The organism is Niabella beijingensis, assembly GCF_020034665.1.
Classification (GTDB): Bacteria; Bacteroidota; Bacteroidia; order Chitinophagales; family Chitinophagaceae; genus Niabella; species Niabella beijingensis.
This window is the reverse complement of the sequence record NZ_JAIQDI010000001.1, coordinates 1,603,610-1,617,550: the sequence shown is the minus strand read 5'-3', so window position 1 is coordinate 1,617,550 and position 13,941 is coordinate 1,603,610. Positions and strand designations below refer to the sequence as shown.

At 47.8% G+C, this 13,941-nt stretch carries 12 protein-coding genes; 9 read left to right on the top strand and 3 right to left on the bottom strand.

Annotation, left to right across the window (positions count from 1 at the left end):
- The first annotated feature begins 81 nt into the window (after positions 1-81).
- The 7 genes from K7B07_RS06820 (at position 82) to K7B07_RS06790 (ending at position 7,183) form a co-directional block, all read left to right on the top strand.
- Positions 82-348 (top strand): hypothetical protein, encoded by a 267-nt coding sequence (locus K7B07_RS06820; RefSeq protein ID WP_223708468.1) that lies wholly within the window; start codon positions 82-84, stop codon positions 346-348.
- A 600-nt stretch (positions 349-948) separates the two neighbouring features.
- Positions 949-3,126, top strand: coding sequence for a TonB-dependent receptor (locus tag K7B07_RS06815; protein ID WP_223708466.1), 2,178 nt, complete (start codon positions 949-951; stop codon positions 3,124-3,126).
- A gap of 2 nt (positions 3,127-3,128) precedes the next feature.
- The gene (locus tag K7B07_RS06810; RefSeq protein ID WP_223708464.1) at positions 3,129-3,911 is read left to right on the top strand and encodes a phosphatase PAP2 family protein; all 783 of its coding nucleotides are present in this window, start codon (positions 3,129-3,131) and stop codon (positions 3,909-3,911) included.
- A 67-nt stretch (positions 3,912-3,978) separates the two neighbouring features.
- Positions 3,979-4,941 carry an ion channel gene (locus K7B07_RS06805; RefSeq protein ID WP_223708462.1) on the top strand — a complete coding sequence of 321 codons (963 nt, stop codon included), beginning with the start codon at positions 3,979-3,981 and terminating at the stop codon, positions 4,939-4,941.
- A gap of 30 nt (positions 4,942-4,971) precedes the next feature.
- Entirely contained in the window at positions 4,972-5,283 is a 312-nt protein-coding gene (locus tag K7B07_RS06800) for a hypothetical protein (protein WP_223708460.1), read from the top strand.
- A gap of 89 nt (positions 5,284-5,372) precedes the next feature.
- Entirely contained in the window at positions 5,373-5,942 is a 570-nt protein-coding gene (locus tag K7B07_RS06795) for a TlpA family protein disulfide reductase (protein ID WP_223708459.1), read from the top strand.
- Positions 5,943-6,121: 179 nt separating this feature from the next.
- A complete protein-coding gene (locus tag K7B07_RS06790; RefSeq protein WP_223708458.1) occupies positions 6,122-7,183 on the top strand; it encodes a tetratricopeptide repeat protein in 1,062 nt (353 codons plus the stop codon).
- Between the two features lie 4 nt (positions 7,184-7,187).
- Here K7B07_RS06790 and K7B07_RS06785 read toward each other — a convergent pair whose 3' ends face one another.
- Entirely contained in the window at positions 7,188-8,333 is a 1,146-nt protein-coding gene (locus K7B07_RS06785) for a serine hydrolase domain-containing protein (RefSeq protein ID WP_223708457.1), read from the bottom strand.
- Between the two features lie 169 nt (positions 8,334-8,502).
- Between K7B07_RS06785 and K7B07_RS06780 the strand changes: the two genes are divergently transcribed.
- Positions 8,503-9,066 carry an HdeD family acid-resistance protein gene (locus K7B07_RS06780; RefSeq protein WP_223708456.1) on the top strand — a complete coding sequence of 188 codons (564 nt, stop codon included), beginning with the start codon at positions 8,503-8,505 and terminating at the stop codon, positions 9,064-9,066.
- A gap of 5 nt (positions 9,067-9,071) precedes the next feature.
- Here K7B07_RS06780 and cls read toward each other — a convergent pair whose 3' ends face one another.
- Both cls and K7B07_RS06770 read right to left on the bottom strand, forming a co-directional pair.
- Positions 9,072-10,532, bottom strand: a complete 1,461-nt coding sequence (cls, locus tag K7B07_RS06775; protein WP_223708455.1) for a cardiolipin synthase — start codon at positions 10,530-10,532, stop codon at positions 9,072-9,074.
- Positions 10,533-10,724: 192 nt separating this feature from the next.
- Positions 10,725-11,741 carry an LLM class flavin-dependent oxidoreductase gene (locus K7B07_RS06770; RefSeq protein WP_223708454.1) on the bottom strand — a complete coding sequence of 339 codons (1,017 nt, stop codon included), beginning with the start codon at positions 11,739-11,741 and terminating at the stop codon, positions 10,725-10,727.
- A gap of 967 nt (positions 11,742-12,708) precedes the next feature.
- Here K7B07_RS06770 and K7B07_RS06765 point away from each other — a divergent pair.
- On the top strand, positions 12,709-13,938 hold the full coding sequence (locus K7B07_RS06765) for an MFS transporter (RefSeq protein ID WP_223708453.1): 1,230 nt from the start codon (positions 12,709-12,711) through the stop codon (positions 13,936-13,938).
- The last annotated feature ends 3 nt before the right edge of the window (positions 13,939-13,941 follow it).

Genomic DNA, 13,941 nt, shown 5'->3' with positions numbered 1-13,941 from the left:
CTGCTTTTTTTTCGCATTTTTTTTTGAACAGAAAAGAACAAATACCAGTAAATTTGGTCAGAATTGATTAAACGATATCCTATGTTTGAAAAATTGATTCCAAAAGAGGCCATTGGGGATTATCATATCGTTCAGGCTGAAGAGGACAGGAGTACCTACTGGAAAGAACAGTTGAACTATGCCGTACGTCTCGGCAATGAGTTTAAAAGTAAAACAACCGTTACATTCAATACTTCCGAGGGACCGAAATCGGTAGAAACAACCGTATGGTCGCTTACGGAAAACTATATTTCCTTAAAAGGAGGCATCCTTATCCCGCTGAACAGTATTATTGATGTTCATTTTTAATAGCGGGAGTTAAGTCCGCATTATTTGTTATAGCAAAAAAGACCATCCGGCCGGAAACCTGCCGGATTCAAACGGAAAATCCGTTTTACCCGGTCTGCTGCTTCCGGTACTTTATGCCGGGTGAGGGTATTGATACCTTTAGCGGTTTCGGAAACAATCAGCTGCTTCGCAGAGCGGGCGCCCGGAACGGATGCCTTGTAAGCCACACTGCTGTTACCTTTGATACCGGTTCGCGCGCCGCACTCTTTTCAGGGATCAGCTGCCTCCTAATTTTTTGTTAAGGACAAAATACGGGTAATGCAAATTCTATTTTTCTACAAAATTGCGATACAATTTTACACGGTCCGATTTTTTATCCTGCTCTAAAAACTAAAAATGAAAACAGCTGTTTTCCCGGCCGGTCTGTTTACAGAGGTAAGCCAGGCCGCTGTTTTAAGAGTGTTGTTTTTGGTGCATCCGTACCCCCGGGTAAAAATTCAGTGGAAAAAGAAGCGCGCTATAAAGTTTTTTTCAAACCGGAATACAAAACCCCGTGAAGAAGGACTGCGTTCATTTTGGGCACGCAGGTTGCCGCATTTTATAAGTGTTGATATATAAGAAATGAAGAAGTACCGGATCGTTTTTTTTGTGTTTATAGCTGTTGTAATGTGCATTCATTTGCAGGCACAGACAAAAGTTACCTTCAGGGTTTATAACCAAAGTAACCAGGAAGCGGTTCCCGGGGTTACGGTCTCCGTAAATGATACCATTGCCGCTACGGCAGACAGCAGTGGTATCGCCGCACTGAACACCCCTGCCGGCAATAAGATCTTTTTGTTCTCGGCGGTAGGGTATGAGCGTTTCGTACTGTCCCTGCAGCTGACAAAGGACACGCTGATCGCTGTTCCGCTGAAGGCGGTAAGTAAGGCGTTGGATGAAGTGGTGGTGATTGCTACCACCCGCAACAATCAGCCGATTGAAAATGCACCTATAAAAGTGGAAGTACTGGGAAAGGAGGAAATGGGGGAGGAAAATACCATCAGGCCCGCCAATATTGCCAGTATCCTGGGTGATGTAAGCGGGGTACAGATACAGCAGTCGAGTGCTACATCCGGTAACTCCAACGTGCGGATACAGGGGCTTGACGGGCGTTATACACAGATCCTCCGGGATGGTATGCCGCTTTATGATGGCTTTAGCGGCGGATTTGGTATTCTTACCATTCCCCCGCTCGACCTGCAGCAGATAGAGCTGATAAAAGGATCGGCCTCCACCCTATACGGCGGCGGTGCCATTGGGGGATTAGTAAACATTATTTCAAGAAGACCGACGGCAGCGCAGGAAGCGGTGATTACACTGAACCGGACCATATTGAAAGAAACAGATGGAAATACATTTTTATCAAAACGGTATAAAAATTTTGGTTACACTTTTTTTGGAGGTTATACCCATCAGTCAGCAGTAGATGTAAACCAGGATGGCTTTTCTGATCTTCCAAAGCTGAACAGTTATACCCTGCATCCCCGTTTATTCTTCTACCCGAACAACACGACCATCATCCTGGGATATAATGGGAATGTAAATAATACCAAAGGCGGAGATATGCAGGTGCTAAAGGGTAATCCGGATGCGGTGCATCAGTATTTTGAGCAAAACAATACGGTCCGCCATACCGGCGAGCTGGTTGCGGAACATCGTTTCAGCAATGGCAAAAGCCTGTACTTCAAAAATACCATAAGTGATTATACCAACAATTTTTCAGCAACACAGCTAAATTATAAAGGGAACCAGCTGAGTTATTACAGCGAGCTCTCAACGCTGATCCCTTATGGCAATAAAAGCAGTTTTGTAGGTGGCATGAACATCACCGGCGACCGGTTTAATGCCACGCATCAGAACCGGATCATCCCTATCCCTGCGTTAAGTAATAATACCGTTGGTTTTTTTGCACAGAATACCTGGCTGGTAAAAGCGAATACCACACTCGAGCTGGGTCTGCGGGACGATATTCATCAGAAATATGGAAATTTTTTCTTGCCCCGCCTGGCATTTTTTAACCGCTTCAATGACCACTGGGCTACCCGCCTGGGTGCGGGATGGGGGTATAAAGTCCCCAATCCTTTTACGTCCTGGTTTATAGAATATACCATCGACAAGATCGCGGCCTTGCCGGCAGCTCTGAAACCCGAAAGGTCCATCGGCTATAATGCAGAAGTGAATTACAAAACGGAATGGGGTGAAGGGAATACCCTGTTTATTAACCAGGCTTTTTTTCTTACACAGATCCGGGATCCTGTTTATGGAACCGCCAATACGGATGGAACATTGTCGTACCAGAATGGGGGCAGGAACCTGGTCAGCCGAGGGTTTGATACCTATATAAAAGCAACAATAGCGGAATGGGAGCTGTATGCAGGCTATACCTATACAGTAGTGACCCGGAATTATCTTTCGCAACATCAATTTATGCCGCTGACCCCCAGGAACCGGATGTCGTTCGTGTTGGCGCACGATTTTGAAGATGCAGGTATGATGGCTGGTCTTGAAGGCTCCTATAACGGAAGCCAGAAAAGACTGGATGGATCCGATACTCCTGATTATATGTTTATGGCTGCGGTTGTGCAGAAACATATTGGAGATCATGTAACACTGGTATTGAATTGTGAAAACCTGCTGAACTACAAACAAAGCAATACGGAAGTTCTATATACCGGATCTGTAACAGATCCCTTATTTAAACCCCTGTGGGCCCCTATTGACGGAAGGGTGGTGAATCTGTCGCTTCGTTTTAAACTATAAGTATGAAGAAAAAGTTATTCCTGTTCCTGTGTTTTGGCCTGCCGCTTTCCCTGCCGGCGCAACAGGATACTCTTGCAACGGTTACGGAATCCCTGCCTTCCGGGTTCCGGGAGCTGCCGGCCTTCGGTAGCCAGGTTCGGTTAAAGAATTTTATTGTGCCTGCTTCCCTGATTACATTGGGCGGACTGGCAGATGGCACCAATCTGTTTAAGGGGCTGAATAAAACGACCAGGGATGAAATTATAGAGGATCATCCTTCTTTTGGAACACATATCGACAATCTGATGGAATATACTCCCGGAGCTGCCGTATTTGCGTTACGGGCTCTGGGTGTGAAGGGCAAAAATACCGTTGCACACGAGGCCATGTTATATGCCCTGTCTTTAGGCATTAATGCAGCGTTGGTAACACCATTAAAACATCTTACAAAAGTGGAGCGCCCGGATGGGAGCAACCGCCTGTCCTTTCCCTCCGGACATACCTCTACAGCGTTTGCTTCTGCAGAATTCCTGAGGAGGGAATACAAAGAGGTATCACCCTGGTATGGGATCGGGGGGTATGCGGTAGCAACGGCTACCGGTTTACTCCGGATGTACAACAACCGTCACTGGCTGGGCGATGTGGTGGCCGGCGCCGGGTTTGGCATCGCTTCCACAAACCTGGCGTATCTCTGCTATAATAAGTTACATATTGGTCAGAAGAAGAACCATGAACAGGGAACTACTTATTTTTTTCCTGCTGTTTCCGGTAGGAGTTTCGGGATCGGCCTGGTAAAAAACCTGTAACAGCCCTTCGCACACACAATACCGGCATCTCCGGTGCGGCTATTCCTTTTTTCGATAATTTCACAGTATGGCAATCGGAAGAAAACGCACATCGGGCAGGACGGTTGATAATACCGGCCTGAACACATCGGTAACCGCTAAGTATGCCCGTTTTATCAATAAGGACGGCAGTGTAAATGTGATCAACCGCTCCGGCTCTGTATTTGATAAATACAGTATTTATAATTATCTGATCAACCTGAAAAGCTGGAAGTTTGGTTTGCTCATTATCGGGTTCTATACAACGATCAATCTGTTGTTTGCCACGATTTATTACGTCTTTTGTATCCCGCACCTGCAGGGTCTTGTAAAGGGCACACCACTGGAAACCTTTGAAGAAGCCTACTTTTTTTCTTCTCAAACACTGACTACGGTAGGTTATGGCCGTATCAGCCCCATTGGTTTTATCACCAATACCATTGCCTCCATTGAGGCCCTGGTGGGGATCCTGACCCTGGCCATCATTACCGGATTGCTTTACGGCCGGTTTGTAAAGCCCCGTGCTTATATCCGGTTCTCCAAACACGCGATCATTGCCCCGTTCAAAGGAGGAAAGGCACTTATGTTCCGCATGGCGCCCATTAAAAATGCGACCCTCAGCGAAGTCTCCATACAGGTGACAGTAAGCATGCTGGTCAGTGAGGACGGACAGGACAGCTACCGGTATTTTTCCCTGCCGCTGCAGTTCAATACCATTAACGCGCTGCACATCTCCTGGACGGTGGTGCATCCCATCAACGAGGAAAGCCCGGTATACAACATGACAATGGAAGAGCTGGAACAGGCCGATTTTGAAATGATGATCTATCTCAAGGCTTTCGATGAGGATTTCTCCAATACGGTTATTGCACGTACCAGCTATACCTACAGCGAATTGGTGAACGGTGCAAAATTTGTTCCGGTGTATCATGACTCTCCTGAGGGAAAGGGAACGATCGTCGAATTGTCGAAATTGCATGACTATAGCCGGTTTCCCGAAGCCGCCATCTGATTTGCCGGTATTTCTTTAAATTTGCCTGGTTTGAAAATACTGAGTATCATAATGTCGTTTTTGCTGCTTACAACCGGCGCCCTGCTGTTGGTTGGTATGCCGGTGGCAAAACCTGCCTGTAAGCGTGCTGTATATGTTAAGAATGCGGCTGCTACCAAACGACCGACCCCCGTTCATGATATGGAACTTCCCTGCGGTGCTGTTAATCCTGCGGTCAGTCTTGCGGTAGTTGAATGTGAGCCGCCGGAACCAACCGTGATCCGGAACGATTATCCACTGATCAGTGCGCGGTTCCCGGCAGACCCGTTTCCGGAAGGTATTTATACACCTCCGCGTGGCTGATGCTGCTTTTACAGCAATATGAACAGGGCGTCTGCAGCTGAACAGGGACGCACCAAACAGCTATCTTAATCTGACACAAAAAACAATCAATGAAACTGAATTATTTTATACTGATGATCGGGCTGGGGGTTGCTACCCTTACTGCCTGTAAGAATGAAGATCAACCCAATGATACCGCAGGAACACCCCCTGCTGCAACAGATACGGTAACAATGCCGGAACCTGCCGCGCCCGATGCGGCTGTAACGCCTGCAGTATCGGTAATGCCTTCTTTTAAAATGACCGATGAGCAGGGGCGGCCGGTGACACTGGAATCGCTAAAAGGAAAAAAGGTCGTGGTGAATATCTGGGCTTCCTGGTGCCCGCCCTGCCGCGCAGAAATGCCTTCTATTCAGAATCTTTATAAAAAACTGGATAAAGAAAAAGTGACTTTTGTATTGCTTTCGGTAGATGACAATATGGAAGACGCTGCCGCATTTAAAAAAGGCCAGCAGCTGAAAATGCCGATATTTTTTCCCGGTGAACAACTGCCGCTTTTATTCAACGTGCAGGCGATCCCCTCTACCTTTATTTTTAATGAAAAAGGCGAGCTGATCAAAAAAATGGAAGGAATGGAAGATTATGATACACAGGAATATGTGGATCTGCTGAAGGGATAGCGCTGAATGCTTTGACAGATTAACAGGAAGCCGGAATAGGCCGTGCGTTCTTGTTAATCTGTCTTTTTTTGATAAATTTGATCTGGATGTTGCTTGAAAAGGACCATTGATGTTATGATGGTCCTGTTGAAAAATATTTCTTTGCTACTACCGGTGTCAGATCAACAAAACCAAACGAAATGAGAAAAAATCTACTGCTGTTGCTACTGCTTGTAACACTCACTACAAACGCTCAATCTGAACAGGAAGCTTTAAAAAAAGCGAAAGAGGCCATTGCCCTGGTGGATAAAGGAAAATTTGATGAAAGCATCCCGCTGCTTGAAGCCGCTCAAAAGCTCGCGCCCGACGACGTAAATTATCCCTATGAGCTGGCGTATGTATATTACTCAAAAAAGAATTATCCCAAAGCAATTACATATCTTGAGAAATTGGTGACACACAAAGATGTGAGCGACCGGGTGTTCCAGCTGCTGGGCAACAGCTATGATAACCTTGATAAAAGTGAACAGGCAGTAGCGATTTATACTGCCGGACTGAAATCCTTTCCCCGGTCCGGAAATTTGTACCTTGAAATGGGGGTGCTGAATCTGCGGAAAAAAGAATATATAAAAGCGCTTTCCTATTTTGAGAAGGGAATAGAGGTAGCACCATCATTTTCTTCCAACTACTATTGGGCTTCAAAGATCTATTGCTCCTCTTCAGAAGAGGTATGGGGCATGCTCTACGGGGAGATCTTTATGAATCTGGAGCGCAACAGTCAACGAACAGCGGAGATAAGCCGGCTGCTATACAATACCTATAAAAATGAAATTCGTTTTTCAGACAATTCTTCGATTTCTGTGAGCTTTAGTAAGGAGGGGGCGTTACAAAAGGATGGCTCATTGCCCTTTGGTATGGGTGTCTATGAGCAAACATTAATAACTGCCCTGCTGGAAGCAGGAACGGAGATCAATTTAAATACGCTTCATAAGATACGAAGCACTTTCATTGACCTGTATTTTAAAAACGGGCATGATGAAAAGTACCCTAATGTGTTATTCCGTTATCAAAAGCAGGTGAAGGATGCCGGACATATGGAAGCCTACAACTATTGGATACTGATGAAGGGCGATGAGAACGGCTTTAAAGAATGGATGACTGTAAACAAGAATAAATGGGAAAACTTTACAAAATGGTTTACGGATAATGGAATGAAGATCGGCCAGTCGAACCAATTTTATAAGGCCCAATACAGCAGGTAACGGATCAATTTGCCGGAACCTTTTTGATACAGTTCTGATAAAGGTAGTTCACCGCATCATACAGCAGCGCTACCACCGATTGTTTATACTGTGGCAGGCAGCCATTGGTAATGACCACGAATCCAAACTTTTTTTCCGGTTGAAAGAACATGCTGCTGTATAAACCGTAAGCATCCCCGGTATGCCCCACCATTTTTTCGCCGGCGATTAAATTTTCGGTGGTCCATAAGGCCAGCCCGTAATTTTCTTTGTCAGAGCGTTTGGTCTGCATTGTCTTGCTGCTTTCCTCACTGATGATGCGCACCGTATTGCTGCTCCCATAATTCATATGCATCATCATGTATTTTGCCAGATCCAGCGCAGAGATCTTCATTCCTCCGGTTGGAGAAAATACGGGAGTGCTGTAGCCTTTTGCGTAGTTCACCAGTTTTGCTTTTGGGGATGTATAAGCCCCCGGCGAAACAGCAAAGGTTTTTGAAGCATCGTCGTATTCGTAAAGGGGCACCAGGCGGTCACGCGCCAGCGAATCGACCAGGTATCCGCCATACAGCTGCAGCGGTTGCAGAACATGCTGCTTCACATACTGATCAAACCGCTCGCCGGAGGCCCGTTCCAGTATGGCTCCGGCCAGGTTGAAGTTGAGGTTACAGTACTCATAGCCGGTACCGGGTTTATAATCGTTATAGGCCTTTGCCCAGGACGGGTTCTTTTCCGGGTTGATCGCATCCAGTGTAAAATAACCGTTTTTGTCGTTGATGCTGGAAGTGTGTGAAAGAAGCATCTCCAGGGTAATGGGTATATCTGGGTATTGGGGATTGTTTACTTTGAAACCTACCAGTTTGGTCACTTCATCCTTCAGGCTGATCCGGCCCTGTTCTATCAGCTGCATCAACGAGGTTGCTGTAAAGGACTTTGAAATAGAAGCAATACGGAAGAGGTCGGTGTTCTGTATCAACGTTTTTACTTCCGGATCTTTATATCCGAAGGATCTGTTGTAGATGATCTTATTGTCCTTCACAACTGCTACCGACATACCCACAGCGCGGTACTGTTCCATTAATTTCAAAAGCCCGGTTGTCAGCGGTTCCTGGGCAGAAGACCTCAGTTGAAGTATACAGATAAAAGCAGCGATCAGGAGGGACGGTCTCATGGCCAATTGTTGTTTTAGCAAGAAAGGTACAATTAATATCAAACAGATCAAACAGGAATAATACGGGATTAAAAACCGTTTAGGAGTAAGTTATTGTATAACTTTGAAAGTGGGAAATGTATCTGGTTTGCTGCTGAATTGCTTTCTTAACCTTTAAATACAAAGCACTATGACTACAACATTATTGGAAGAACGCCTGAAGAACTGGTGGCTCCTGCTGGTATCCGGGATCCTGTTCGTGTTGCTGGCATTTTATATTTTCAGTCAGCCGGTAGCTTCTTATCTCGCCTTGTCCGTTCTGTTTGCTTCCACCTTCCTGGTGGCGGGTATCTTTGAGATCGTTTATGCAATGAGCAGCCGCAAGCACGATCAGGGCTGGGGCTGGTCGCTGCTGGGCGGGATCGTGGATCTGCTGTTTGGCATCTTTCTGCTTTCCTCTCCGGCACTTACGATGGCGGTATTGCCGGTTTACATTGGGGTGGTGATTTTGTTCCGCGCATTGCTGGGGATCTTTTATGCATTCAATTTAAAAAAGGCGCAGGTGCCGGGCTGGGGTGGGGTGCTGTTCGTGGCGGTCATCGGTATCCTTTTTGCCCTGCTGATGATCGGCAATCCCGTATTCGGAGGCCTCACCATCATTGTTTATACGGCGGTGTCGTTTTTAATGCTGGGCATCTTCCAGATCGCGCTTTCATTGCGGCTGCGGCGACTTAAAAAACGATTGGAGTCGTAAAACGGTCATAACAGCGGGGAGAGCAGGCGGCAGGTTTTTTCAAACAGCCGGATATAAAGCGGGCGTTGCAGCCATTCGGCGGCATCAATCCTTTCTGCATCCAGGAGGTCGCGCTCAAATGCGCGTGCCAGCTGTTCTGCAATTCCCATATCATAAACAACAGCATTCACCTCAAAATTCAAATCAAAGCTGCGGTGATCCATATTGGCGGTTCCCACCATCGCCAGGTTGCGGTCGGACACCAGTGTTTTGGCATGGACGAATCCTTTTTTATAACGGTAGACCTCCACACCTGCGGCCAGCAATGTGGCATAGTATGAATTGGCGGCAGTATTCACCAGCAGGGAGTCCGAGATCCCCGGCACCAGGATGCGTATCCGGATACCACTGTATGCCGCCACAATCAGGGCCTCCATGATGCTTTCGCCGGGGATGAAATAGGGCGTGGTGATCAGCAGTTCTTTTTTTGCCAGGCCGATAGCACGGAGAATGGTATAAAGAATGGTGGGGTTATCCGAGTCGGGACCACTGGCAGCGGTCTGCACGAGCTTGTCTTCTTTTTGCAGGAGCGCAGCTGGAGGCGGGAAGAACTGCTCATTAACCGTGAGCCGGTCACCGGCACAAAAATTCCAGTCGGCAAGAAACAGGTATTGCAGGTAATAGACACCGGGTCCCTGTATCATCAGGTGGGTATCCCGCCAGTACAGTTTATTGTTGAAGGCGGCATCATTGACATATTTGTTGCTGATATTGATACCGCCTACAAATGCCGTATGGCCGTCCACGATAATGATCTTTCGGTGGTTGCGGTAATTCAGCCGGTTGGCGAAGGCAATAAAAATGATCTTATGAAAAGGGAAAGCATTGACGCCCGATCTGCGTAACCGTTTTACCAGCATTCTTCTTATGGAATGACTGCCAAAGTCATCATAAATAAACCGGACCTCCACTCCCTGCCGGGCTTTTTCAATCAACAGATCTGCAATGGCGTTGCCGGTTTCATCGTTCTCATAAATATAATATTCCAGGTGGATGTGATGGGTGGCGGCGCGCAGTAGTTCCAGTACCTTGGGAAATTTCTGTTCGCCGTTGATCAGCAGTTCGACATTGTTATGCCCGGTCAGGGGGCTGCCTTCTTTCAACAGGTAATGGAACAGGCGGTCATTATTATCCACCACGGCACTGTTCCGGGTAAAGGCTTCCATAGAACCGCTTTGTATCCGCTCATGAAGCGATCGCTCCATTGCTTCGTTCATTAACAGCTTTTTGGTGTAAAGCTTCCTCCGCCGGTAATTGATGCCAAATGAAAAATAGGTAAACATTCCGATCACCGGAAGGAAAATGATCAGCAGCAGGTAGGCCAGCGTTTTAGTGGTGCTGCGGGTGTCATAGATCACACGCATGCAAACCAGGACCACCAGGATCACATAAAGTACTTCCGCAAAAAGGAGCCAACTCCAGTTCATAACTGTAAGTTACCGTAAGGAATTGAGAATAACCAACGGAAAATAGTTAATGACCAATAACCAAATTTAAAAGTATACAACGGAATCTAACCTTAAATATGCGGCATCGGAACTGGCCTCAGGCCCTTCGGAGCACCTGCTCTGTGGTGCCGCAATTGAAACGATCCGTATCAACGCAAGTCTGCGGGAAAATTATGCGCCTGTAAAAATATCCTTCAGCAGCGAATAGGAATGCAGCTTCTTTTTCTGGTCAAATACCTGCGAGATGACCATGAGTTCCTGTATGCCGGTCTGATCAACAAATGCCTCCAGCTCTTCCTTTACTTTTTCCCTGTTTCCGATAAATCCGTTGGACAGCATATGCATCACTCCGTATTTCTGCTCCGGTGTCCAGAGCTTTTCCAGCTCATCATGAGTAATGGGGGCTTGCAGGGGAGCACGGCTGTTGGTAAAGATACCCAGGAACATCCGGTAAAGTGAAGTGGAGAGGAATGCAGCCTCGGCTGAACTGTCGGCAACGATCACATTCACACAGGCCATGGCGTAGGGTTTACTAAGAACTGCTGAAGGCTGAAAGCGGCTGTGATAGATCTCCATGGCCTGCATCAGCTGTGCCGGGGCAAAATGGGCGGCAAAGGCATAGGGAAGTCCCATTGCAGCGGCAAGGTAGGCGCTGTCCGTGCTGGATCCCAGCACCCATAGCGGGATATCAACACCTTCCCCGGGGAGGGCCCGCACTTTGGAGCGGTGGTTCTCTTTACTGAAATATTGCTGGAGTGCTTCTATGTTTTCTTTGAAATCATAGGGAATATTTACCGGCGCCTGCCGGATGGTCATGGCCGTTAGCGCATCGGTTCCCGGTGCCCGTCCCAGACCCAGGTCGATACGGTTGGGATAAAGGATGCCAAGGGTACCGAACTGCTCCGCGATAATAAGGGGGGAATGGTTGGGTAGCATAATGCCGCCAGACCCCACACGAATGGTATTGGTGCCGCCGGCCACATAGCCGATGAGCACCGATGTAGCGGCGCTGGCAACGCTTTCCATATTGTGATGTTCCGAGAACCAGTACCGGGTGTAACCCAGCTGCTCGGCATAGCGCGCTGTTTCGAGACTGCGCTCAAATGTTTGTTTTAAGGTGTCATCCTGACAAACGGTAGCCAGGTCCAGTATGGAATAGCGGATGTTCTGTAGACGGCTTGTGCCCATATATACGATTTTTTTGCTGCATACCCTGATGATGGCGGGAACAGACAAGTAAAAGAACAATCCGGCCGGGAAAAAGTTCTGTTGTTTAAAGGTTGGTACGCTGCAAAGGTGGAAACCACGAAGGCACAAAGACACAATGCTGCACAAAGATTTTATAGGGTTATAGCAGGCGTCTGCTCTCGCGGATTAAATGGATTGTTACAGTCGGGGAATAGTCTGTGTGATCGGTGCACCCTTTTCAGAGGATCCTGACGGGGGCGCAAAGGTGCGGAGTCACCAGGATGTACGGATGATATTTCCTTTGTATTGCTTCGGGCCTTGGAGTCTTGGTGGCGCAAGGCGAAGAATATGCAGGGATTTGCTCTCACGGATTACACGGATTGTCACAGACAGGGGGGATAGTCTGTGTACGTCTGTGTAATCGTGCGTCGTTTTTAAGGGTCACTGAACGGGTCGCAAAGGCGGGAACCACGAAGAAACAAAGACACAAAGCTGCACAAAGATTTTATAGGGTTATAGCAGGCGTCTGCTCTCGCGGATTAAATAGATTGTTAGAGTCGGGGGAATAGTCTGTGTGATCGGTGCACCCTTTTCAGAGGATCCTGACGGGGGCGCAAAGGCGCGGAGTTGCCAGGATGTACGGAGGATGTTTCCTTTGTGTTGCTTTGGGTCCCGGAGTCTTGGCGGCGTATAAGGTTTTGGCAGTAATGGACCGGGGAGGCGCCGGCAGGCAGGTGGTGTAGTGCCGCTTCCTCAAACACGTTGTAACTGAGTCCGTAAGAAAAGAAATATAGGGAGGTCAGCAAAACCTTAAATGCAAAATAATCGTTGGATATCATGTCGCCGGGGTTATTTTGTAAACTTAAAACCGGTTATTGCGGTTAACTTGCATAGAGGGTTTCTGTTTTACTGCTATTAATGTGTACTAAGTACATATTTAATTATTGAACGACGTTTATAAAAATCAATGAATAAAAAATTATTTCCCCTGGCGCTCGGGGGCCTGGGTATAGGAACTACGGAATTTGTGATCATGGGGCTGCTGCCGGATGTGGCGCAGTCGCTGGGGATTGAGATCCCGGTTGCAGGGTATCTTATTTCCGCCTATGCATTGGGTGTGGTGATCGGTGCGCCGCTGCTGGTAGCATTGTCAGCAAAACATCCCCCCAAACGTATCCTGATCGGTCTGATGATCCTGTTCACGTTATTTAACGGGCTTTCTGCATTGATGCCCGGTTTTTACAGCCTGTTTTTCGCCCGTTTTTTCTCCGGGTTGCCACATGGTGCTTTTTTTGGAGTCGGTGCCATTGTGGCTTCCCGGCTGGCAAAGGAAGGGAAGCAGGCCCGGGCGATCGCGATGATGTTCACCGGACTTACGGTGGCCAATCTTGCGATGGTGCCCCTGGTGACCTTTATCGGGCACCGGTTCGACTGGCGGCTTGCCTTTGGCATGGTTTCCTTTATCGGTGCGTTGACGATTCTTTTTCTGCACCTGTGGATGCCGGCATTGCCCAGCATGAAAACCACCGGTCTGCGGGAGGAACTGCAGTTCTTTAAAACGAAAAAATCCTGGCTGATCATCGCCATTACCGGTATCGGTTTTGGTGGCTTATTTGCCTGGTTCAGCTATATCGCACCGCTGATGACCCATGTATCCGGGTTCAGCGAAAGTGCCATCTCTTACATCATGGTGCTTGCCGGCGGCGGAATGGTGATCGGGAACCTGGCGGGTGGTTATATGGCCGACCGGATGAAGCCGGAGCGTGCAGCAGCGGTGTTATTTTCATTAATGGTTGCGGCACTGATAGCGGTTTTCTTTTTCTCCGGTAACCAACCTGTGTCGCTGGTACTTACTTTTATATGCGGAGCCCTGTCAATGGCAGTGGGCACACCGGTGAATGTGCTGATGCTGCGCTCAGCAAAGAAGTCAGAAATGATGGCTGCTGCTATTATGCAGGCGGCCTTTAATGTAGCCAATTCATTGGGCGCCTACTTTGGCGGTATCCCGCTGAAGCATGGATTCGGGTACCAGTATCCCTCATTGGTGGGCGCAGTAATGGCCTTTGCAGGTCTGGGTCTTTGCGTGCTTTTTATAAAACAATATCAACAGACGGCTTCCGCCATCAGCATTCCTGCTGCTGCGCCCGCTAAAACAGTGGTCATTGCTGCGGAAACTTGCGAAGCGCCCTGTTCCTGATCC

Coding starts and splice junctions, on each gene's coding strand:
- K7B07_RS06820 (WP_223708468.1), top strand. CDS start 82: ATGTTTGAAAAATTGATTCCAAAAGAGGCCATTGGGGATTATCATATC.
- K7B07_RS06815 (WP_223708466.1), top strand. CDS start 949: ATGAAGAAGTACCGGATCGTTTTTTTTGTGTTTATAGCTGTTGTAATG.
- K7B07_RS06810 (WP_223708464.1), top strand. CDS start 3,129: ATGAAGAAAAAGTTATTCCTGTTCCTGTGTTTTGGCCTGCCGCTTTCC.
- K7B07_RS06805 (WP_223708462.1), top strand. CDS start 3,979: ATGGCAATCGGAAGAAAACGCACATCGGGCAGGACGGTTGATAATACC.
- K7B07_RS06795 (WP_223708459.1), top strand. CDS start 5,373: ATGAAACTGAATTATTTTATACTGATGATCGGGCTGGGGGTTGCTACC.
- K7B07_RS06790 (WP_223708458.1), top strand. CDS start 6,122: ATGAGAAAAAATCTACTGCTGTTGCTACTGCTTGTAACACTCACTACA.
- K7B07_RS06785 (WP_223708457.1), bottom strand. CDS start 8,333: ATGAGACCGTCCCTCCTGATCGCTGCTTTTATCTGTATACTTCAACTG.
- K7B07_RS06780 (WP_223708456.1), top strand. CDS start 8,503: ATGACTACAACATTATTGGAAGAACGCCTGAAGAACTGGTGGCTCCTG.
- cls (WP_223708455.1), bottom strand. CDS start 10,532: ATGAACTGGAGTTGGCTCCTTTTTGCGGAAGTACTTTATGTGATCCTG.
- K7B07_RS06770 (WP_223708454.1), bottom strand. CDS start 11,741: ATGGGCACAAGCCGTCTACAGAACATCCGCTATTCCATACTGGACCTG.
- K7B07_RS06765 (WP_223708453.1), top strand. CDS start 12,709: ATGAATAAAAAATTATTTCCCCTGGCGCTCGGGGGCCTGGGTATAGGA.